Origin of the sequence: Pedobacter fastidiosus (assembly GCF_014306625.1) — a bacterium.
GTDB lineage: Bacteria > Bacteroidota > Bacteroidia > Sphingobacteriales > Sphingobacteriaceae > Pedobacter > Pedobacter fastidiosus.
In genome coordinates this window covers 203,244-225,953 of record NZ_JACRYL010000005.1, presented here as the reverse complement: position 1 = coordinate 225,953, position 22,710 = coordinate 203,244, and the positions used below count along the sequence as shown (strand labels likewise).

22 protein-coding genes are annotated in these 22,710 nt (G+C 35.5%); 15 read left to right on the top strand and 7 right to left on the bottom strand.

Annotated features, from left to right (window positions below):
* Positions 1-81: 81 nt before the first annotated feature.
* On the top strand, positions 82-1,089 hold the full coding sequence (locus tag H7U22_RS07380; RefSeq protein ID WP_187070710.1) for a DUF3078 domain-containing protein: 1,008 nt from the start codon (positions 82-84) through the stop codon (positions 1,087-1,089).
* A gap of 4 nt (positions 1,090-1,093) precedes the next feature.
* On the opposite strand, the gene H7U22_RS07375 is transcribed toward H7U22_RS07380, so the two are convergent.
* Entirely contained in the window at positions 1,094-1,825 is a 732-nt protein-coding gene (locus H7U22_RS07375) for a siderophore-interacting protein (protein ID WP_187070709.1), read from the bottom strand.
* A 95-nt stretch (positions 1,826-1,920) separates the two neighbouring features.
* Between H7U22_RS07375 and H7U22_RS07370 the strand changes: the two genes are divergently transcribed.
* Positions 1,921-2,910 carry a helix-turn-helix transcriptional regulator gene (locus tag H7U22_RS07370; RefSeq protein WP_187070708.1) on the top strand — a complete coding sequence of 330 codons (990 nt, stop codon included), beginning with the start codon at positions 1,921-1,923 and terminating at the stop codon, positions 2,908-2,910.
* 361 nt (positions 2,911-3,271) lie between these two features.
* Here H7U22_RS07370 and H7U22_RS07365 read toward each other — a convergent pair whose 3' ends face one another.
* A complete protein-coding gene (locus H7U22_RS07365; RefSeq protein ID WP_187070707.1) occupies positions 3,272-5,689 on the bottom strand; it encodes a DUF5916 domain-containing protein in 2,418 nt (805 codons plus the stop codon).
* A 379-nt stretch (positions 5,690-6,068) separates the two neighbouring features.
* Here H7U22_RS07365 and ffh point away from each other — a divergent pair, with 379 nt between their 5' ends.
* From ffh to H7U22_RS07310, 11 genes are all read left to right on the top strand, one after another.
* Entirely contained in the window at positions 6,069-7,406 is a 1,338-nt protein-coding gene (gene ffh, locus H7U22_RS07360; protein ID WP_187070706.1) for a signal recognition particle protein, read from the top strand.
* 440 nt (positions 7,407-7,846) lie between these two features.
* Entirely contained in the window at positions 7,847-9,385 is a 1,539-nt protein-coding gene (locus tag H7U22_RS07355; RefSeq protein ID WP_187070705.1) for a YifB family Mg chelatase-like AAA ATPase, read from the top strand.
* Positions 9,386-9,956: 571 nt separating this feature from the next.
* Complete coding sequence (locus tag H7U22_RS07350; protein WP_187070704.1) at positions 9,957-10,367, top strand: GxxExxY protein; 411 nt, start codon at positions 9,957-9,959, stop codon at positions 10,365-10,367.
* A gap of 48 nt (positions 10,368-10,415) precedes the next feature.
* Positions 10,416-10,928 (top strand): L,D-transpeptidase family protein, encoded by a 513-nt coding sequence (locus tag H7U22_RS07345; protein ID WP_187070703.1) that lies wholly within the window; start codon positions 10,416-10,418, stop codon positions 10,926-10,928.
* Positions 10,929-10,946: 18 nt separating this feature from the next.
* On the top strand, positions 10,947-11,828 hold the full coding sequence (locus tag H7U22_RS07340) for a hypothetical protein (protein ID WP_187070702.1): 882 nt from the start codon (positions 10,947-10,949) through the stop codon (positions 11,826-11,828).
* Positions 11,829-11,833: 5 nt separating this feature from the next.
* Positions 11,834-12,496, top strand: coding sequence for an XAC2610-related protein (locus tag H7U22_RS07335; RefSeq protein ID WP_187070701.1), 663 nt, complete (start codon positions 11,834-11,836; stop codon positions 12,494-12,496).
* Positions 12,497-12,581: 85 nt separating this feature from the next.
* Positions 12,582-13,040 (top strand): GyrI-like domain-containing protein, encoded by a 459-nt coding sequence (locus H7U22_RS07330; RefSeq protein ID WP_187070700.1) that lies wholly within the window; start codon positions 12,582-12,584, stop codon positions 13,038-13,040.
* 39 nt (positions 13,041-13,079) lie between these two features.
* Entirely contained in the window at positions 13,080-13,697 is a 618-nt protein-coding gene (locus H7U22_RS07325) for a hypothetical protein (RefSeq protein ID WP_187070699.1), read from the top strand.
* Between the two features lie 7 nt (positions 13,698-13,704).
* Entirely contained in the window at positions 13,705-14,463 is a 759-nt protein-coding gene (locus H7U22_RS07320; protein WP_187070698.1) for a hypothetical protein, read from the top strand.
* A 342-nt stretch (positions 14,464-14,805) separates the two neighbouring features.
* Positions 14,806-15,549 (top strand): PA3715 family protein, encoded by a 744-nt coding sequence (locus H7U22_RS07315; protein ID WP_187070697.1) that lies wholly within the window; start codon positions 14,806-14,808, stop codon positions 15,547-15,549.
* A complete protein-coding gene (locus tag H7U22_RS07310) occupies positions 15,550-16,209 on the top strand; it encodes a SanA/YdcF family protein (protein WP_187070696.1) in 660 nt (219 codons plus the stop codon). It begins immediately after the preceding gene.
* Here the strand turns inward: H7U22_RS07310 and H7U22_RS07305 are convergent, their stop codons facing one another.
* Both H7U22_RS07305 and H7U22_RS07300 read right to left on the bottom strand, forming a co-directional pair.
* Positions 16,210-16,455, bottom strand: a complete 246-nt coding sequence (locus tag H7U22_RS07305; protein ID WP_187070695.1) for a redox-active disulfide protein 2 — start codon at positions 16,453-16,455, stop codon at positions 16,210-16,212.
* Complete coding sequence (locus tag H7U22_RS07300) at positions 16,452-17,054, bottom strand: hypothetical protein (RefSeq protein ID WP_187070694.1); 603 nt, start codon at positions 17,052-17,054, stop codon at positions 16,452-16,454. The genes H7U22_RS07305 and H7U22_RS07300 overlap by 4 nt, the downstream gene beginning before the upstream one ends.
* A 386-nt stretch (positions 17,055-17,440) precedes the next feature.
* On the opposite strand from H7U22_RS07300, the gene H7U22_RS07295 reads away from it, so the two are divergent.
* Complete coding sequence (locus H7U22_RS07295; protein ID WP_187070693.1) at positions 17,441-17,815, top strand: hypothetical protein; 375 nt, start codon at positions 17,441-17,443, stop codon at positions 17,813-17,815.
* Positions 17,816-17,874: 59 nt separating this feature from the next.
* Here H7U22_RS07295 and H7U22_RS07290 read toward each other — a convergent pair whose 3' ends face one another.
* Positions 17,875-18,129, bottom strand: coding sequence for a hypothetical protein (locus tag H7U22_RS07290; protein ID WP_187070692.1), 255 nt, complete (start codon positions 18,127-18,129; stop codon positions 17,875-17,877).
* Positions 18,130-18,604: 475 nt separating this feature from the next.
* Here H7U22_RS07290 and H7U22_RS07285 point away from each other — a divergent pair, with 475 nt between their 5' ends.
* The gene (locus H7U22_RS07285; RefSeq protein ID WP_187070691.1) at positions 18,605-19,987 is read left to right on the top strand and encodes an MBL fold metallo-hydrolase RNA specificity domain-containing protein; all 1,383 of its coding nucleotides are present in this window, start codon (positions 18,605-18,607) and stop codon (positions 19,985-19,987) included.
* A 220-nt stretch (positions 19,988-20,207) separates the two neighbouring features.
* On the opposite strand, the gene H7U22_RS07280 is transcribed toward H7U22_RS07285, so the two are convergent.
* The gene (locus H7U22_RS07280) at positions 20,208-21,455 is read right to left on the bottom strand and encodes a glutamate-5-semialdehyde dehydrogenase (RefSeq protein WP_187070690.1); all 1,248 of its coding nucleotides are present in this window, start codon (positions 21,453-21,455) and stop codon (positions 20,208-20,210) included.
* Positions 21,456-21,545: 90 nt separating this feature from the next.
* Positions 21,546-22,625 carry a glutamate 5-kinase gene (gene proB / locus H7U22_RS07275; protein WP_187070689.1) on the bottom strand — a complete coding sequence of 360 codons (1,080 nt, stop codon included), beginning with the start codon at positions 22,623-22,625 and terminating at the stop codon, positions 21,546-21,548.
* Between the last annotated feature and the right edge of the window lie 85 nt (positions 22,626-22,710).

Genomic DNA, 22,710 nt, shown 5'->3' with positions numbered 1-22,710 from the left:
AGCTGAAAATTGAAGCCTCGTTCGTTATTCATTTCACTAAAACCTTTTAATCTCTAAAATTTTTCATTTTCTTTGTAACCAATGAAGAAACTTGTAACCTCCCTAGTTATCATTCTCAGCATCTGCTCTGTAAGATCATACTCTCAGGAGATTGATACAATTCCGATCAATACAAAAGACCTTAATATTAAGCTTAAACGCAGTCCGTTGCCCAGTAGGCAAGGTCCGTTAAACTTTGAACCTGTAAAACTTAAGCCTTATGTGGTTAACGCAAAAGTTAATTACTGGAAAACAAGAACCAACATCGGCATTAATGTTAACCAGGCACAATTTAGTAATAACTGGAAAGGTGGCGGTGTAAATTCTGTTGCCGTTGGTGGATTATTAAACTATAAAGCAGAATACAATAAGAACAGTTATAGTTATGTAACCGAGGTTATTTTGCAATATGGTAAGGTAAAAAACAAGGATCAGCTGCAAAAGAAAACCAATGATAGGATTTTTTGGGACAATAAAGCTTCTTTTCAATTATCAAAAAACTGGTTCTTCTTTGGGTCCGTCAGTTTTGAGTCGCAATTTGATAACGGTTACCGATATTATAGAGACAATAATACTCAAGAAGAACAGCAGGTTTTAATATCTAGATTTATGGCTCCTGGATATTTAACAGAGTCGATAGGTTTTGAATATAAACCTGTTAAATATTTTTCTACAAGGATTGGTACCGGAACAGCAAGACAGACTTTTGTTCTTGATAGTACAGTTTACGATGGCAAAACCAATGTTTATGGTGTTGATAAAGGCAAAAACTTCCGTAACGAATTGGCTTTTCAAGTGGTAAGTTCTTTCGATAAGGATATTTTCCCAAACACAAATCTTAAAGCAAGATACTTAATGTTCGTTCCTTATGATGACATTACTTGGGCTAAAATTGATCATCGTTTGGATATCGCTATAACAGCTAAAATAAACCGTTTTATGAACACCAGTTTAACAGGTGTAATGCTTTTTGATGCAGATACAGGTACAAATAAAATTCAGGCTAACCAAACCCTAGCGCTTGGCTTTGGCTTCACATTCCCTAGGTAGCGGTTTAACCGCCACCTACTTTTCCGATTTCCCAGTAAGGCATGGTAATAATTTGCCTGAAACCTACACCCTTTTGCTTTAAATATTTTTTAAACCGCTGAACAGATTTTGCTCTTCCAGTTAGGTAAAAAGTTGCGTCTTTCCACATTTCCCAACATTTTGGATGCATGTTTTCCATCCAAATCACCGCATTTTCTGCAGGAGCATTTTCTATAGAAGGCACAGCATCAATTAAAAGTTTAATTCCATCAACTGCTGGGAAATTTTCTTCTCTCACTTCTAAAATCCCGAAGTATTCGTCATCTAACTCTAGCGCCATTTTGCCTAAAGATTCGTATAAACCCATACTGGTTTCATCACCAAAAAAGAAATGTTGATTGGATTCAAAATTGTATTTAACCTTGGCTTTATCTACAATCATTTTTAATTGATCGCCTTTTTGAATATTTACAGCCCAGTTATTTCCAGGACCTTGGCGATTTAAGTAAAAAATAACCTTACAGGTATCTTCATTTTTATCGTAATCAGATAAAGTATAATGTCTATATTCGTTCGAATTAACTCTAAAAAGCACTTCGTTTCCGGGGATAAAATTTGCCTCCAGGAAGTCGCCTTTAAACGTAACCGATTTTATATTGTTGCTTAGCATTTGGGTTTCTAGAACCTCTACAGCATAAATTTTATTGCTGATGATTTTCTCAACTGTATTTGCTAGCCATGAGGGTAATTTTGGCATAGTCGTAATTTGTTTAGTAAATTCATCAAAAGTAATCGTAGAATGTTGGGTTCATTTTACACCAAACGGATTAAAACTTACATGAAAGGGATTTTATGGCCATAAGCATTTACGATAAATCTAACCAGCGGTATGTTGTTGGCGATATGATCGACCCATCTCAAATGAACCTTCCTCTGGTTACTGAAAGAAGAGAGAAATTTAGCTTTCCATTTGGCGATGCGGAGTTGGTTCAAATTGCTTTCTCGGGTATCTTTATTATTTATGGCGATGTGGTGGTTAAAGAAGCCCGATTGAGGGTAAAATCTTTTGATGAGCCAGAATTGGTTGAACTCCATTTTTCAATTAAAGGAGATGGGGTTTTAGAAAATTTTATAACCAATAAAAAAATAGCCATTAAGGCCAACCAACATAACATTCTATACACGCCTTACTTTGATGGAATAGCCCAATTCTCTACCGATGAATCGCACAAATTTTTCGAAGTTCATTTTCAAAGGGAGAAATTTGTCGATTTGATTAGCGATAGCAGTACTTTGCTAAAAACATTCGGCGATAACATTATGAACAACAAATCTGTTGAACTTTCTGCCGAAAATCTACCCATCAGTTTGGCTATGTACAGTTGTATAAACGACATCATGAATTGTTCTTTTACAGGCGGATTAAAGCTTTTATTTCTTCAATCTAAATGTGTGGAATTATTGGCTCTGCAGGCGCAGGCTTTTGTAATTGCTGATAAAAAGACCGAAAAGCCAAGTATAAAATCGGCTTATGATAAGGATCGGATTCATTATGCTCGGGAATATTTATTACAAAACGTAAATCATCCGCCATCTTTAACAGAGCTTGCAAAAATTGTAGGCATTAACGAATTTAAGCTTAAACAGGGTTTTAAAGAGACTTTTAATAATACGGTTTTTGGCTACCTGAGCGATTACAAATTAATGAAAGCCAAAGAACTCTTGGCAGATAGTGCAATGGATATTAAAACCATTGCCGATGAGCTAGGCTATTCGTCTGTACAACATTTTAGCAACGCTTTTAGCAAAAAGTTCGGCGTAAGTCCAGGAAAAGCGAGGTAGGTGGCTTCCATTAGATTCCGTTGGCTGAAACCAAAGGCAATGAAATGTTTAGGCGCCTTAACATAAATTCATTGCAGTCTGCTTCAGCTGACTGTCTGCAATTAAACAACTGGGAGGCTTTAGCCAAATTAGTAAAGAATAATCCTATTCCGTTGGTTGAAACCAACGGCAATGAGCACCAAGGCGCCTCAACCGGATTTCATTGCAGTCTGCTTCAGCTGACTGTTTATTAAAGGACAATGGAAAGGCTTAAACAAAAATAATCCATTAGCTCCGTTGGTTGAAACAACGGCAATGAAATGTTTAGTCGCCTTAACATAAATTCATTGCACTCTGCTTCAGCTAACTGTCTGCAATAAAACTATTTTTTCTTCTTTTTAAAGTCCAAATAATCAATGTAGTACAATACTTTTACTGAGAGGCTATTGTTTTGCGGTGCCGATAAAATCCCGTCCAAATTTCTATTGTAGCGTTGTGTGTAAAAAGTATCGTACGTTTCTGCAGCATCTTTGTACGAAACTGAAAGTGTACTTCCGGGAGCAAATTGCCAGGTATAAATTAAATCGATATTAAATACGTTATAGTTTCTATCGGTACCCATTAATGGAGCGCCCTGATAATCGGCTAGGTTTCCGTCTGGCTTCAACAAGAAAAATTCCTTATTCCTTCTATCGCTCCAATAATGTCTTAATACAACGGTGAAGCCCATTTTATTGGTGAAAGTATATTTTGCATCAAAAGAGTTTTCTACCGTTCTTCTATCATAACGCGAAAATATAGATTGATTGCCCAGCGAAGTAACCCAGTTTACATAATCGTAATTAGGGTTGAAGTTTAAATCTAAACCGAAGGCAATCTTATCATTTAATCTTAAGTTTTGGAAAAAATAAAAATTATATGATCTTTCCTTAAAAAGTTGTTGTTCCTGATATCGGATATTTCCACCAAAATTGTAAGCTTTTGCTCGGTTTGGATTAATATAAAGCCCTAATCCAAAACTTTGCGGAGCTTTATAAACTTGGCCATTTCTAGATTCGTAGAAATCGTTCCGCTGTGCATCATAATTAACATCCAATTCTGCCGACCATAAATTTTTAAACCTAACATAAGAGCCTCCGTTCAAGCCAAAGCTTTGATAATCTCCAGGCGTTGCTCTTCTTGAATATAAAATATTTAACCAGTTTTGCCATTCATTGTACCATTTGCTTGGTTTAAAAATGTTGTATCCAAAACCCAACCGTTGATCTAAAAAGTTATTATTGGTAAAAAAGCCCATGTCTGATGGATCGAACTTATCATCAGCATAAACCTGATTGTAATTCCAGGTAAAATTTCCACTTTGCTTCCCAAATCTTAAAGTATAACTATAACCCGTACTTGTTTCTTTGCCACGGATGTAACTCATTTTACCACCTCCATTAACAAAATACTTATTGTCTTTATTATTTAAATTGAACAATAATGCACTTACATTGGCATCGTAAGCACTTCCCTGCCTTAAAACATTGGTGTTAATAAATGTAGCAGAACTATTATTTTTTAACGATTGATCGAAAACCAAAATATTATAGTTGGTAAGTGGCTGTGTTTCTACCTCCCGCAAATTTCCATTTGCATCTTCTACCTCAGTTTGCATGCTATTGGTAATTGCATTAAAAATCCCGATTCCTAAACCTTTTGCTGTACGACCAGAAATTTTAGTCGCATTTAAAACCTTTGCCTCCGTTTGATCTTTTACAATTTTATCTCCATTGGTAATTTGGCTATAGTTATAATAAGATGGGATAGAACCAATCCGCTTCGAATAGAATAAATCTCCTTTGTTAAAAAGTTCCGTTCCTTCGGTAAAAAATTGCCTGTTCTCATTAAACTTAACTTCAAATGGCGTTAAATTTAAAATGCGATTATCTGATTGCACCTGACCGAAATCGGGCACCAAAGTCATATCTAAAGTAAAGCTGTTATTGATTCCGTATTTGACATCCATCCCGCCATTAAATCGGGCAGTCGTATTTTTTACGCCGGGCAAATTAATTGGATAATGATTGATATATCCCGATACATAAGGAGAAAAAGATAATCGTAGCGGTGGTTTAATATCTTTAACACCCATCCAAAGTCCTTCTTGATTGATAAAGCCATTAACTTTAGGATCTACAAAATTCCAGAAAGTCTGCGTATTTGTTCTCTGAATTCTGCGACTAAAGTTTAATCCCCAATTCTGAATATCCTTGCTAGAAAAGCGCAAAGCCGAATATGGAATCTTCATTTCGCACGTCCAGCCTTGATCATCAATTTTTACTTCGCTTTCCCAAACCGCATTCCAGTTGGGGTCTTCATCTCCAATTTGCGAATATTTAGCATCGAATTGAACACCCGCAGCCGTTACAAAGAAACCATTGCCGTTCATTTTATCGTAAAATGGATCAAATATAATAGAGATAAAATCTGCGTTGCCCACATTATCACGAGAAACCAATTCGTGCGAAACACTATCCGGATTATCGTACATGCGAGCATAAACGTAAATGGCTACATCATCATATAAAACTTTCATTTCTGTACGCTTGGCTTTTCCTTCAACGCGACCAGGTGTTGGTCTTATTTCAAAAAAATCTGTAGCAATTGGTACGTTAACCCAACAGGCATCATCCAAAACACCATCTATTTTAGGGCTTTGGCTAGTTCTAACAGCAACTAATTGCTTTTCTTTAGCAGGATCTTGGGCGTGGCAAAAGGAATAAGCGAAAAGAAGAAATAGGAATGCGCAGCGTTTCATTTGGTTGGTTTAGTTGGTATAAGACTACAACGTTTTATAAATGTTGCATCAAAACAAAAAAATATGATTTTTGGAGCGCAACTTTTTGCTAGTCATTTAATTTGATGGTTTTTAACGTTTTGGGTGGCAAGCCGGTGTGCATAAACCCGACAAAAGCGATAGCCCCGAATATTTTCATGAGGGCTACAGCGAATGGCGGGGCTGAACTCTGCCAAATGCGAATAACTGCTCATTTCCAAAAATTAATCATTTGCATTCGCTTAACTAAATATTTTTGACTTTGAGTAGCAAAGATTTACAATCAAAATTTGATACCTTTGTTTTTTATTAACAATAGTGGCTTTTTGCATCAAGACAAAGAGCTTTTAGCTTAAAAAACATGTTTGATAATTTACAGGACAAGCTAGATAGAGCATTTAAAGTATTAAAAGGGCAAGGCAGCATTACGGAAATCAACGTGGCAGAAACCATGAAAGAGATTCGTAAAGCATTATTGGATGCCGATGTTAACTATAAAACCGCCAAAGCATTTACGGATGATGTAAGGCAAAAAGCATTGGGCCAAAACGTTTTAACAGCCGTTTCTCCGGGCCAATTGCTTACCAAAATAATGAATGATGAGCTTGCTGCCTTAATGGGTGGTGAGGTTACCGAATTAGATACCAAAGCAAACCCTACAATTATTTTAATTGCTGGTTTAAACGGTGCTGGTAAAACAACTTTTGCTGGTAAGCTGGCTTTGCATTTAAAAGGTAAAGGCAAAAAACCCTTATTGGTAGCTGGCGACATGTATCGCCCTGCTGCGGTAGATCAGTTGGAGGTTTTGGGTACTTCGGTTGGTGTTTCTGTTTTCGCAAACCGCGAGTCGAAAGATCCTGTTGCCATTGCTTTAGAAGGTATTGCGCATGGTAAACAAAATGGAAATAACGTAATTATTATTGATACGGCTGGTCGTTTAGCGATTGACGAATCTTTGATGAACGAGATTTCGGAAGTTAAAGCTAAAACCCAACCACACGAAATTTTATTCGTTGTTGATTCGATGACGGGTCAGGATGCGGTTAACACAGCCAAAATCTTTAACGATAGATTAGATTTTACGGGCGTTGTTTTAACCAAGTTAGATGGCGATACCCGTGGTGGTGCTGCATTATCTATTAAATCGGTTGTTAATAAGCCAATTAAATTTATCGGTACCGGCGAGAAAATGGAAGCACTTGATGTTTTCTATCCAGATCGTATGGCTTCTCGTATTTTGGGCATGGGTGATGTGGTTTCCCTTGTAGAACGTGCTCAAATGCAGTTCGATGAGAAAGAAGCTGCAGAATTACAAAAGAAAATCCGCAAGAATAAATTCGATTTCAACGATTTCTATAACCAGATTCAACAAATTAAGAAGATGGGTAACATGAAAGATTTGATGGGTATGATTCCGGGTGTTGGCAAGATGATGAAGAATGTGGATATTCAGGATGATGCGTTTAAATCTATCGAAGCCATCATTAACTCCATGACTCCTTTCGAAAAAGAAAATCCAGATAGCATTCAACAAAGCCGTCGTTTACGGATTGCAAAAGGTTCGGGCAGTAAGGTAGAAGAAGTTACCAAGCTGATTAAACAATTTGAAGATATGCGCAAAATGATGAAGCAGTTTTCTAATCCAGCCGCTGCAGCTGCAATGATGAAAGGTATGCCGAAAATGCCATTTGGTAGATAAGCTTAAAGACTAAAGCGAATACAGCATTTGAAATATTCTAATCCCAATCAGAAATGGTTGGGATTTTTTTGTTTAAAGATTTTTTGAAAATGAAAGTTCAGTTTTTCATATCGGTTTTCAGTCCTGCTTTCACTTCAATCTTTTTGTGAATGCTATCTAAAAATGAAAAGAGATTTCGAGCAAAAAGTATTTCCGTTTAATCAGGTTTATTAACGGAGGTAAAGAGCATTTGGCAAAAAATTCATATAACAGTCAGCTGAAGCAGACTGCAATGAAATTCGGTAAAGCGCCTAACATTTCATTTCCATTGGTTTCAACCAATGGTATAAGAGTAGATAAAATTTGAAATACTTCTCCCAACAATTCCTATCTTAGCCTAAATAATTCTTTATTCGTCCCAGAATAACAAAGACATCCCATTTAGTTTTACTGAAAAATTAATGCTTGTAAAAACATACGGGAGTGCTGTATTCGGTGTAAATGCACTTACTATAACAATTGAGGTTAACATTAGTGCCGGCACAAAATACTACATGGTTGGCTTGCCCGATAACGCTGTAAAAGAAAGTTTGCAAAGGGTAGCAAGCGCCATTAATGTGTCCGGCTTTCGAATGCCGAAACAAAAAATTGTTGTAAACTTAGCGCCTGCAGATATAAAAAAGGAAGGATCATCTTACGACTTACCAATTGCTATTGGAATTTTAGCCGCATCAGGGCAAATCCCTTCAGAAGAGCTGGATAAATACTTCATCATGGGCGAGCTTTCTTTAGATGGAAACATTCAGCCAATTAAAGGCGCCTTACCAATTGCCATACAGGCGCAACAGGATGGTTTCATCGGATTTATTCTACCGAAACAAAATGTTCGTGAAGCAGCTATTGTTGATGGACTAACAGCTTATGGCGTAGAAAATTTAGCTCAGGTAAGTCGTTTTTTTAATAAATCGGAAATACTTGAGCCAACCAAAGTAGATACAAAAGAAGAATTTTTAAAAAATATTGGCAATTACGAACACGATTTTTCAGATGTTAAAGGCCAAGAAAACATAAAGCGAGCGTTGGAAATTGCGGCTGCCGGTGGTCATAATGTAATCTTGATTGGTCCGCCGGGTGCAGGAAAAACAATGTTGGCGAAGCGTTTACCAACAATCCTTCCCCCATTAAATCTCTATGAGGCTTTAGAAACAACCAAAATTCATTCAGTGGCTGGAAAACTTACTGCATCGGATGCATTGATGACCATCCGCCCATACCGATCGCCACACCACACCATTAGCGATGTTGCTTTAGTTGGCGGCGGAATGAATCCTCAGCCTGGAGAAATATCTTTAGCACACAACGGGGTTCTCTTTTTGGATGAATTACCAGAGTTTAAAAGAACGGTACTGGAAGTTATGCGCCAACCATTGGAAGATCGAAAAGTAGCCATTTCTAGAGCTCGATTTTCTGTGGAATATCCGGCAAGCTTTATGTTGGTTGCCTCAATGAATCCCTGTCCTTGTGGTTTTTATAACCATCCTGAAAAGGATTGTGTTTGCGCTCCAGGTGTTGTTCAAAAATATCTAAGCAAGATTTCTGGGCCATTGTTAGATCGGATTGATTTACACGTGGAGGTTACTCCAGTAAATTTTTCAGAGCTGGCCTCAACTCGCGAAGCAGAAAAAAGTGAACTCATTAGAGCAAGAGTAATCAAGGCGAGAGAAATTCAGGACCATCGCTTTGCAGACAAAGAAGATTTACATTACAATGCCCAAATGAGCCCTAAAATGGTTCGCAAAGTTTGCCAGATTAGCGAAGCTGGAACCGCATTGTTAAAATCTGCAATGGATCGTTTGGGCCTATCAGCAAGAGCTTACGACAGGATATTAAAAGTTGCTAGAACTATTGCCGATTTAGACGGAAGCGAAAATGTAGAATTGGAGCATTTGGCAGAATCCATTAATTACCGAAGTTTGGATAGAGACGGTTGGGCAGGATAAAAATTAAAACAAATAATACATAAACATATAACCTGCTTAAATAACAAAATAGTTAAAATTTTATAATCTATATGTTTTGGTAATTACCATATAGACATATTAGAGCATAGAGGAAATGGCAAAATGAATGACAAAATTGTTTGACCTATATGCTTCAGGTATTTACCACATAGACATATTAGAACATAGAGGAAATGGCTAAAATATATAACAAGTACTATATGGTCTATGTGTCTATATGGTTCAAGTATTTGCCACATAGACATATCAGAACAAAGAGACATTGGCTAAAATATATAACAAGTACTATATGGTCTATGTGTCTATATGGTTCAGGCATTTGCCACTTAGACATATCAGAACATAGAGACATTGGCTAAAATATATAACAAGTACTATATGGTCTATGTGTCTATATGGTTCAAGTATTTGCCATATAGACCTATTAGAACGTAGAGGCATTGGATAAAATAAATAACAAATACAATAGGCATATGTGTCTATATGGTTAAAATATTTACACAAGCATTTTAAGATTAGAGTATAATACGAAACAATATATATCAAAACTATGGTTACAAAAACCTACCTCCGAGAATTAACTTATAATGTAGTCGGCGCAGCAATTGAAATTCACAAATCATTGGGTCCGGGATTACTTGAAAGTGTTTATCACGAATGCATCAAGCATGAATTATTTTTAAGAAACATCGAATTCGCAACAGAAGTTTCGATGCCTGTTTGCTATAAGGATATTGTTGTCGCAACAACACTTCGGTGTGATTTAGTTGTTGAAAATAATCTTGCAGTAGAAATAAAATCAACAAAAGCAATTGAACCTATTTATGAAGCTCAATTGCTAACTTACATGAAATTACTAAATGTTCCACAAGGATTAATCATTAATTTTAATTGCATAAATATTTTTAGTAGCGGACAAAAAACCTTTGTTAATGATTTGTATAGATATTTAGAAGACTAGGTTCCAAATAAATAATGTTCAGCATTCGAAAGGAAAAGAAATAGATTGATGAAAAGACTCGCTTTACTTTTTATTGTATTGATAACTGGCTTGGTTATCTACAACTTATACCCCGAGCCAAAATTAAGTTTAAATACCGATGTAAATTTGCTGATTGTAAATAAATCTAAGCATCAATTATTGGCATTTTCTAATGGCAATCTTTTAAAAACTTATACTGTTTCGTTTGGTAATAATCCGTTAGGACACAAAGAATTTGAAGGCGATGAAAAAACACCAGAAGGGATTTATTTTATCAATGCCAAAAACGATAAAAGCGGATACCACAAAAACTTGGGCATTTCATATCCAAACTCAAAAGATCTCGCCCACGCCAAAGCAATCGGAAAATCTGCTGGAGGCGACGTGAAAATTCATGCCCTGAAAAATGGAAGGGGCTTTATTAATAAATTTCAACGTTGGTATAATTGGACAAATGGATGCATTGCATTAACCAATAGCGAAATAGATGAGCTATATGCAAATGTAAGCATCGGAACAAAAATCGAAATCAATCCTTAAACATATTAACCTAAACCTATGAAAAACAACATCCTAATTCTATCTATCTGCTGTGCTTTGTTAACTAGTTGTGGCCCTAAAATGTCTGGAAAAGACGAAGCTTCTTTCAATGCATCCAAAGCTAAAATGGAAGAAAAATTAAGCAAATCCGAAAAAGAAAATTTGGAAAAGGCTTTACGTGTTGTGGTATTAAAAGCCATGAAAGAGAAATGGAATCATCCGAAAGATGAACTATATAAGGGAAAATCTTTTGATGACATTTCATTAAAAATGGTCGACGGAAAAACGTATTCAGGCATTGTAAAGTTTGCCAAAGAATTTTTAAAAGAGGATAAAGCAGAAAAAATAAAAAATACCCAAGTAGAACTTGATTCATTAACTAAGCAGAGCATCGCACTTAAAGCTAAAACAAAAGATCTGGATAACTTTAAGCTTACCAAAGTTAGTATTAGCGAAGATGACTTTTTCGGGCCTTCGCCATTTTTGGATTTAACATTTCTGAATAAAACCGGCTCCGAAATTATCGGAGAATATATGTATCAAATTGATATTTACTCAAAAGCTACTGGTAAGATAATTGCCTCTCAACAACAGGGAGGAAGTTTCAATGCAGGATCTGGCGTAAAGCCCAATGAAGAAGATCTATATCATCAGCCCTTATTGAGCGATGCAGTTGCACATAGTAGTTTATGGAAATCGGCCAAATATCCTATAGCAGATCTTTCAAAATTTGATCTCGTTGTTAAAGCTTACCCAATAACGCTTACAACAAAAAAAGGGACACTAGAACGCCCTAAAAATTTAGCAGGTTTAGAAAACGAAATTAAAGAATTAAACCAAAAACTAGTTGAGCTTAACAAAACAGAAGGCACTTTGGATGAGCTGGAATTAACAAAGTAAATATTATGAAAAATTTCCTTTTCATTTTTATCTTAATCGGCATTTTCTTCTGTAGAACGAATGCTCAACGGAAAGAAAGCACTCCAACAAAGGGAGCAATAAGTAATCGAAAGCAATTTAAAGGGAAATTTGTTAACCAGTCTGATACAGAATGCGTTTTGCAAAAATATCATCCTTTTACAGATAAGAATTATGTGGTAACCATAAAAAACTGTCCTGTTGCCGACGTTACGCCAGGAGATAATGCAACAATTAGTTTTAGCAAAGGACAGACTGTGTTTCTAAAAGATAGTTTATTCATTAAAATTCAAAATGACTTTTTAGAATTTAAAGATTTTAACGGTGATGGTGTAAAAGACATTTTAATTTTTTCAGAAACAGGAGGCCGTGGAGGAAATTCCTTTTATTATTTATATCTGGTAGACCCTAAAAACAAAAAGATTGCTCGAGTCAAAGATTTCGAAAATGTTGTTAATCCAGAGTACGATAAAAAACATAACGTTATTGTGGCTTATGGCTTATCGGGAACCAATAATTATAGTATTTATAAAATCTCTGGAGCAAATAAAGCTTACCAAATCGGTAAAAGTTTCGAAGATGATTTTGAAAGTGATGCAGATGTGCTGAATAAGAAAATTATCAAAATTTTGAAAGCTGGAAAGAGATGACGTAAATATTTTTAGCATTTCCAAATAACCCTTGACATAGGGCTGTCAGTTTACCCGACTACCTTTGCCGAAAATAAAATTAAACATGACGACGCAAGAAATTAAATCATTTAATGTAATTGGTATTTCGGTAAGAACAACCAACGAAAATGGACAAGCTGGAAAAGACATCCAAGAATTATGGGCCAAATTTATGACTGATAACATTTTAGCGAAAATTCCTAACAAAATATCCACTGCGGTTTATAGCATTTATACCGATTACGAACTAGATTATACGAAACCATATACTACGATATTAGGTTGCGAGGTTAAAGATTTAAGTGAAATTCCCGAAGGAATGGTAGGCAATAAAATTGAGACTACTCAGTACCAAAAATTTTTAGCCCAAGGGAATTTAATGCAGGGTATTGTATATAATGAATGGGAAAAAATTTGGAATATGGATTTGAACAGGGCTTATACTGCTGATTTCGAAGTGTACGATGAAAAATCTCAAAATCCGGAAAATGCCGTTGTTGAGATATTTATCGCAATGAAATAATAGTACAGGTTTCAAATAGATATAATTAATATCAAGATGATGAGAAAAATCATAGCCATACTTGCAATCCCTATAATTATGCTCGGTTGCAAAAACGACTCTAAAACTGCCAATCAACTAGACGATTCTTTGAAAAAGGATACAGCTGTAACGGAAACAGCAATTGTTAAAGATACTTCCATAATTGAATCAAAAGAGGCAAATAATGATGAAGAGATTTATCATACAGACAGTGTTAATTTTGAAAAATTTGCATCCAATACAGAATTAAATGAAGCTAAAGCGCCTATAGCTTGGTCTAGTTATCCAGAGGCTAAAGATTTTAAAACCCGAATTATTGAAGCCTACAAAACGAATGAAGTTGGCTTTGCCAGCAATTACATTTTAGCAACTTTTGGCTGTGGAACCAGCTGTATAATGGGCTTTATGGTAGATACTCGAGATGGTAAAATTTACGATTTGCCCTTAGGAGAAGAGAATTCTTGCTCGAATGCCGAGGATAGTGCCATATACAAAAACAATAGTAAATTATTTATTTCTAGTATATGCAAGGAAAAGCTTGGATCAACAAAGGTTTACTATCTAGCCTATTTGTGGGATGAGGATAAAAAAGAATTCACCAGCATGAAAAAAGAAGAAGATTTTTTGAAGAAATAAAATCCAAATGAAAACAACAATTATAACCGTTTTTCTATCTATAACTGCTACTTTCTTAGCCTGTACCAATAGAGAAAAGCCCATGGTAAAATCAGAAAAGCAAGATACGATTGCTATTGCCAAAGTTGTAGATTCAACCACCTCAAATGTTTCAGATAATGTAGAGCCGGGTGAAGTCTCGTTTCCATTATCGGGGAAAAATGCAAAAAGCTTCGTCCCCAAAAATTATGCAATAGATCTGGAAGCCGAAGGCGATTTAAATCATGATGGGCGGAAGGATAAGGTACTTGTTTTGATCAAAAAAACGGATACGATTGATAAAAGAGCCAGCCTTATATTGTTAAGGCAAATCGATAACAGCTATGTCCTAGATAAAAAATCCTTTTCTGCAGTTGAGCCGAAATATAGATCAGATGTTTATCAAATTTACGATACTGAAAATGTAGGTATCGACAAGTTTGGCGTTCTAACATTTCAAATGTATGGTACCGGGCCGTCCGGAAATTTATTTAGCAGTTATAAATACATCAATAATGAATTGGTACTTGTAAATATAAATAGCTTTAGTATGGGTGCTGGCGGGCAAACGGAATTAGATTTAGACGTGCTGAAAGGGATTTATAAAGAAACAAATACCAATACGATGAAGGAAGATATGCCAAGCGAAACCATCACCAAGAAATATAAAATTGATAAGGTACTTTTTGAAAATAGCCATCTTGGAGACCTTGTAATTAAAGCCTTTGATGTAAACGGCGTAAAATAATCGATGAGACAACCAAATTTCAAATCAACGGCAGTAACTTATTTCTTGATTAGATTGTTGATTCTCTCTTTAGCGATTCTAATTTTTTACAATTCTGCAGGATACTTATTGCCAAGAAATATTAGAGACGACCAATTTTCATTTGTTGGAGAGCTAAGTTTATTTCTGAAATTGACAACGGGCTTTTGCTTCGTTTACAGTTTATTCATTTTTTGGGAGTTCAACAAGTTCAGACAAAAAGGAATAAATAATTTAAAGAATTCTGCCTTAACTATATTCATTATCAGCATTGTTGCATTTTTAGCCTCGCTTTTTTTATCTTTCAATTTATAAAAATACTTTATGCGTAAAATATTGTTTATTTTTTCATTCCTCTTCCTAGCTACCCATGCTTTTTCGTTTGGAAAAGGAAAGCTTGATCAAGAATTTTTATTAAAGAAAGTATTGAGCCAACTCGGGTTGAAAGAAAAAGATATTAATGAGGAATTATATGTAGAAAAGGTTTTGCCCTATTCAAAATCACAGACCGTAATGGTGATTCCAAAATATAGAAAAAATGAGAAAGATGAATCCGGAAACAGTTACTTCGAATTAGATGCCTATGTTATCATTGCAGATAATACTACAGGTAAAATATTGTACAAATATTACGAAGAAAACGCCTGGACATCTGATGCAGTAGTACTATCGAATATTATAATTGATACAGGATTATATAATTTAACTGCCGAAACACGTGCTTTTGGTATTCGGGTTAGCTATACCGGTAGCAGCAGGCCTAATCCATATAGTCAAACAGATTTATCGTTATTTGTTGTAGAGACAAAATCTTTAAAAAGGATTTTAAAAAATTATACTATTTCAGATGCTCATGGGGAATGGGATATGAACTGCGCCGGCGAGTTTGAAGACACCGAATCGGTTATCGATATTGATGCCAACAAAACTAATGGGTTAAACAATTTAATTGTAAAAGAAACTATTGTTTACACTAAAAATATTCCAGTGAAGGAAGACTGCATCGAAAAAAAAACCATCAAACACAATATAAAAAAACTAAAGTACAACGGAGTAGAATATAAATAAATGAAAAAACTCATACGATTCATAAAGCCTATTTGCATTCTTGTTTTACTTGGTGTTGTTACTGTTGTCGCCACAAATTTTTATGTAAAGCTTACAACAGATAGCCTAATATTCTCTTCTAAAAACAATGTTCCAAAAGCAAAAGTCGCCATTATTTTCGGGGCAGGAATTAACGGCAATAAACCAAGTAAATATTTAAAAGATAGGCTAGATGCTGGGATTTCGCTTTACAAAAGTCATAAAGTCGATAAGCTACTTTTATCGGGAGATAACGGCAGAGATGAGCACGATGAGTTAACCGTTATGAAACTGTATTGCTACGAAAATGGAGTTGACACCAATAAAATTTATATTGATTATGCTGGTTTCGATAGCTACTCAACCATGTATAGAGCAAAGGAAATTTTCAAGGTTGATACCGCAATTTTAGTTAGCCAAAAATATCACCTCAATCGTTGCGTTTACATTGGCAACGAACTCGGCATAAAATCGTATGGATTTTCCGCTAACAACGGCACCTATCTAGGCTATAAGTATGTTTCCTTTAGAGAATATTTGGCCATCACCAAATCTGTAATTGATGTTTGGCGAAAAAGAAAACCCCAATATTTAGGTGAGCCAGTTGAAGTAAATGGCCCGTCTAATTATACCAAAGAGTAACTATAAATTCCTCAGTTTTCGTTCGGCTTTTATTTTTTTAATATTTCCAAAATTAATAATCACAATTGGCAATAACGCAATAGGAACAACGGTTAATGCCGTAAAACCTTTTTTGAAAGTTAAAAATATGCCCAAACCAAATAATAACAATAGCATACCTGCAAGCGTATAGGTTACTGTGATTATCATTTTTTCTCTTTTTAGTAACTCCTCGTTACTCAATTCCTCTAGTTTTATTTCGGTCATTTTAATCTTTTATTTAAGGTTAATTCTATGTTTTTTACTGAGCCAATTGGTGCAAGTTTAATGGTTTTACTTCCTTTAGATACATAAAAATAGTAAACGCTATTTACGTCGATTAGGTAAATTATTTCAGCCTCTCCACTATTGTAATTTAGAATATGATCATACTTAACTGAACTGTTATTTATCCTTTTGGCTAAAACTTTTCCTTGTCCAAATCCTATCCCAATAAAGAATGAAAACAATCCGCATGCAAGAAGAACCGCAAAAAAATTTGTAAAATGATTTTTTACTTGATCTTCGCTTAGTGTTTCTGAATTTTTTAAACCCGATAATTTTTGAGCCCATTTTTTATCAAGCTTTTTTGCCAAAAACGCTGGGTAGGCATACAAAATAATGGAGAAAATTATTACTGCAATAAATACAACAAGGTTAGAAGTTAAAGTTGCAATTGGGCTGATTAAAATATCCATCAGATTAGAATATTTCAAAATGTTGATGTCGATCTGATAATAAAAAATACTCTCTTTAAGTATTCCTAGCACCACAAGAAAAAGGTAACCAAAAGGAAGTAACTTTTGTAAATTATCAGAAAATTTCATTTAATAGAGCGTTTGGCATTTATCGATATTACGAATCGTAATAGACATGCCAGCAAAATAGAAAATATTCCTTAGGTTAAAAAATTTTTTAATCGGGATAAGAAGTAATTCGATTATCTGATTTTATAAAAGTTCCATTAAACTAAACAGTTCATCAATAAAAGATTTCTGCTTGTTTGTAGTTTTACAGCTTATTTAAGACCAAGTTTATTTCAAGAACGAAATTAAAAACAAGCAACTGTCTTTCAGTACTTTAAATTAAAAAATAAATTTATTGTACTAAGTTTTCTGATCGTTTTCTCCCTCAAAATAATCTCTTTGGCATAGTCATTGTCAATAGGCTGTTACATTTATAACCTATTTGAAAAATAAAAAAAGTGAAAGAGATGAAAAAGACAGTTCAAATTTTTAGCATGCTTTTAATAGCATTAACAGTTATGGTATCTTGTAAAAAAGATACAGATCCAGCCGATAAAGATTTCTTTGTAGGTACTTACAATGGTACGGTTTCTTACAGAAGTGGAGAAACAACAATCAACAGTTCTGATGGTAAAGTTACGGTGAGCAAAGTTGGCGAAACTTACAATTTTTACTTCGGAAACAATATTCCAGATATTACTGGAGTTAAATTCGAGAAAACAGGCGATAACAGTTACGTAAGTATTGGTTCTGGCTTAACAGGAATCAGTATTGATGCGAGTACGCTGAAAATGCTCGTTTCTAAAGATGGCCAAACCTGGACGGCAAACTGTACTAGGTAATTGCACCAATTAAATTGCTTAAAACAAAGTCCCGATTTTATTCGGGACTTTTTTATTTTCTACAATTCCTCTTCTTCTTCATCCTCTTCCTCAGGAACGTAATTTGAGATTGCAATTCCAATTGCATTTACCTCTTCATCTTCCTCAAAAATAGGCAGTTCAGTTTTATAATCCATTTTTAACCAAATTGAAGAAGTATCCTTCATAATTTGAATGTGCTCTTTGCCATTTTTAAAAATGGTGTATGTATCGTTTCCTTCTGGAAAAACCGAATAAGTGGTTTTGCCAACTTCTATATCAAAAGGTTCTTGCATTACTGATGTTTTCTTACAAAGATAAGGCTTTAAAATATTAATACCATTTTGCTTTAAATGATTTGGAAATGAATGGTTCGGTTTTCATAGCAGTTTGCAGACCCGCCATTCGCTTTACTTCGTTGTAAACCTAAAAAGGTTAACACTGCGTGCTCGCTATTGTCGGGTTTAATAACAACGATAATACTTTTGGCGAAAAATTACCATCCTAAACCAAACTGAAGTGGAAAAAACGCAAAACCGAGGTACGAGGTACGGATTTGAAGAAAAAGGCGTAACTGATTGTTCATAAAAACTAGTACAATTGTTCCAAAAGAACTCCTTCGGAGCTTTTCAAAAAACAACATCAAAGTATTAATTTTTATCGCGTTGAGATACAAAGACTCGCCTTAACCAAAAAATTACGTCGTATTGTTTAAAAATTCCATCAATTATACTACTTTACACAAAACAATTTACCCTACAGAAAAGAAAGATGAAGTTAACGTTTTGGGGCGCTGCGCAACAGGTAACAGGAAGTATGCACCTGCTAGAAGTTGGCCATTATAAAATTTTGGTCGATTGCGGATTAGATTACGAAAAGGATACCTATCAAGAAGAAAACCAACAATTTCCATTCGATCCGGCCAGTATAAATTTAGTTATTTTAACCCACGCACACATAGATCACTCAGGAAATTTACCCACTTTGGTGAGGTTGGGTTTTGATGGACAAGTACTTTGTACGCCACCAACGGCAGATTTAGCTTCTATTTTATTGTTCGATTCTGTAGAGCTTTTTCTAAGAAAACAAGGCCGTAAGCCTCGTACCAAACGGGGTAATTTTAGTGGGCCAAAGCCATTGTACCTGCACAAGCACGTAATGGATACCATCGATCGTTTTGTAACCATTGCTTTTAATAAACCTTTCCGCATTAATGGCGATATCAGCTTAACGTTTATTCCAGTTGGCCATTTATTAGGCGCCGCTGCTGCTGTTTTAACGATAAACGATCAAGGAGAAGAAAAGAAAATTGCCTTCTCTGGAGACATTGGCAGGGAAAATTATCCAGTTTTAGTTAAACCAGAACCGATTCCAGAAGTCGATTATTTTGTTTGCGAATCTACTTATGGCGGCCGTTACCATACCAAAGATCAAACTTTAGAAGAACGATTGGTTCAGGAAATTACAGAAGCCTGCATTAAAAGCCCCGGGCGATTGATCATTCCTGCTTTTAGTATTGGAAGAACCCAATCTTTGGTGTTTGCACTAAACCAGATTTTTACCAAAAAATTGTTACCTCCAGTACAGATTTTTGTAGATAGCCCCATGGCAATTCAAGCTACAGATGTTTACAGAAAACACCACAATTTGGTTAATCAGGAAGCTAAAGATTTTTATAAAACCATGGGCGATGAATTTGAATTTGAGCATTTGGCTTATGTTCATACCATGAAAGAAAGTAAAGATGTTTCCAATTACTTTGATCCCTGCATTATCATTTCTTCTGCAGGAATGTTGGAAGGGGGGAGAATCCAAGATCACCTTTATTACAATATTCAAAATTATTACTGTACCCTACTTTTTATCGGTTATTGCGCCAAAGGTACCTTGGGATACAAATTATTAAGTGGTGCACCAATTGTAAGAATTAAAGACCGTGAAATGATGATTTACGCAACCATTCGTCAAACTGATTTACTTAGCGGCCACGGCGATCATGATGATTTGGTTAGAACGGTTAAACAAACCGGCCGACCTAAAAAAGTTTTTCTAGTACATGGAGAAGATAAGAGTTTGCAAAGCTTGTCTGATGCTTTAAAAGAGGAAGGTTTTGATGTGGTAGCGCCAGAAAGAGGCGAGGTTTTTGAGGTATAGAAGCCCCTCCTAAATCCTCCCCCGAGGGGAGGACTTTAAGTAGAAGTATTTTTTTATTCGGTGGATTGTGGGTTTAGCAATTTGCTGTAACCAAAGCTTAACTTTTCAATATAAAAAATGTACTTTGAGCTATGGTTTCACCGACAACGTCTGTTTCCCTTCCCTTTGGGGAGGGCATGCAAAACAAGCCAAAGCACAACCTTTCAAAGGTTGGGGCTTATTACTTCCTTACTTGCCCATCGCCCCTAACAACCCATTTATAACTGGTTAATTCTTCTAACCCCATGGGTCCGCGGGCGTGAAGTTTTTGAGTGCTGATTCCAATTTCTGCGCCTAAACCAAACTGTGCGCCATCCGTAAAACCTGTAGAAGCGTTTGCATAAACCGCAGCTGCATCTACCTGATTTAAAAACTTAGCAATGTTTTCCGCATCTTCAGAAATGATGGCTTCACTATGTTTCGAACTATAATTTGCAATGTGATTTAAGGCGTCTTCTAAATCATCAACCACTTTAACGGCAAGTTTTAACGATAAAAATTCAGTCCCGAAGTGTTCTGGTGTTGCTGGATTTAAAAGTTCTGCTGGATAAGATGCCTTCAAAAGATTGTAGCTTTTTTCATCTGCAAACAGCTCCACATCTCCTTCGGCCAAGGGCAAGAGCAGTTCTACCAAATCTTCCAATCTGTTTTGGTTTATCAACACACAATCCAACGAATTACAAACGCTAACTCTTCTTGTTTTTGCATTAAAAATAATGGCTTTTCCCTTTTCTAAATCTCCTGATTCATCAAAATAGGTATGCACAATTCCAGCTCCAGTTTCAATAACAGGGATTTTACTATTCTCCCGAACGTAATTAATTAGCGATTGACTTCCACGAGGAATCAGCACATCAACAAAACCTCTAGCGTTTAATAAAGCTTCGGTTGCGGTTCGTTCTGCGGGCAATAAAGTTAAAACATCAAGATTAACTTCATGCTTTTCCAGTACTTCATGAATTACTTTAGCAATAGCCAAATTCGAGAATTCTGCATCACTTCCACCTTTTAAAACGGCAATATTTCCTGTTTTAAAGCAAAGCGAAAAAACATCTGCAGTAACATTTGGTCGTGCTTCGTAAATTACGCCAACAACCCCAAGCGGAACTTTAATTTTTTGAATCTGAAGTTTATTCTCTAGAACTTTATCCGAAAGTATTTCACCCAGTGGACTTACCAAACTAACTACATTTTTAACATCATTTGCTATATCATTGATGCGCTCTTTGGTCAGTTTTAATCGATCATACTTCGGATCTTCAATTGGCATTTTTGCTAAATCCTTTGCGTTTTCACTCAGGATTTCTTCGCTATGCAAAACCAAAGTTTCGGCCAAGTCTGCTAAAACAGCGTTGGTTGTTTCTTTAGAAATGCTTGTCATGGTGCGACTAGCTTGCTTTGCGTTTTCGAAGTATTGTTTGTAGTTCATTTTTTATCTTTTTACCACAGAGCACACTGAGTTTTCACAGAGAATTATAAATATGACTTCTTGTTCTTTGTGTGCTCTGTGGTTGAATATTTAAATTGCCGAGTAAAAATAATCGTAATGCACTAAAGGTTTCTGTTTTTTCTGTCCTATTCTTTCTTTGGCTTTATCCGAGCCATATTCTGCAATTCCCAAACCTATAAGATTATTCTTTTCATCAACGATTTTAATGATATCGCCTTTTAAGAAATCAGACTGAATGGCAATAATTCCAACGGGCAATAAACTTGTTGCCTTACCAGATGTAAGAACACTTTTAGCGCCATCGTTTAGCTGAACAATTCCTGTTGCCGAAGTTTCTGAATGTGCAATCCACTTCTTTTTGCCCGATTTGCTTTTCTCAGGAACAAAACGAGTGTGAATCAATTCATTATTTAACAAAGCTGTAAGTACATTATCTGTTGTTCCGTTAGCAATGTGAACCGTAATGCCAAGTTTGGCAACTTTTTGCGCCATGGTAGATTTGGTAATCATTCCACCACGACCAAACTGTGATTTTCCGGTTTGGATAAAAGATGCAAGATTGGAAACAGAACCTTTTATTTCTTGAATAACTTCTGATCCTTCTACTTTAGGATCACCGTTATAAATCCCATTTACATTGGAAAGAATAATCAGTGCATCTGCATTTAACATAGAGGCAATTAGCCCAGCCAGCTCATCATTATCGGTAAACATTAGCTCGGTTACCGAAACCACATCGTTCTCGTTTACTACAGGAATTACATCATGTTGAAGCAAAATCTGTAGGCAGTTTTTCATGTTTAGGTAATGTGCCCGATCTCGAAAATCTTCTTTGGTAACCAATACCTGGGCGCATTTTATATCGTGCTCTGCAAAGAAATTAGAATAGGTATTAATCAATTTTACCTGCCCAATCGAAGCCAATAATTGACGGGTGGTTATGGCATCTTGTTTTTCGGAAACTTTAATTAAACTTCTGCCAGAAGCTACTGCTCCAGAAGAAACCAAAATCACCTCAATACCAAGTTTTTTAATCTCAGCCAACTGATTAACTAGATGATTAATTCTTGCTTCATCTGGTAATCCATTAGCTTGTGTGATTACATTCGAACCTACTTTAACAACAATTTTTTTGTACCCTAACTTCATTATTACGCTAAAAACAATTTGATGTGGCAATTTAACATCTATTTTTTCTAAATCACATGAATATCAATTGTGAGGTGCATTTTTA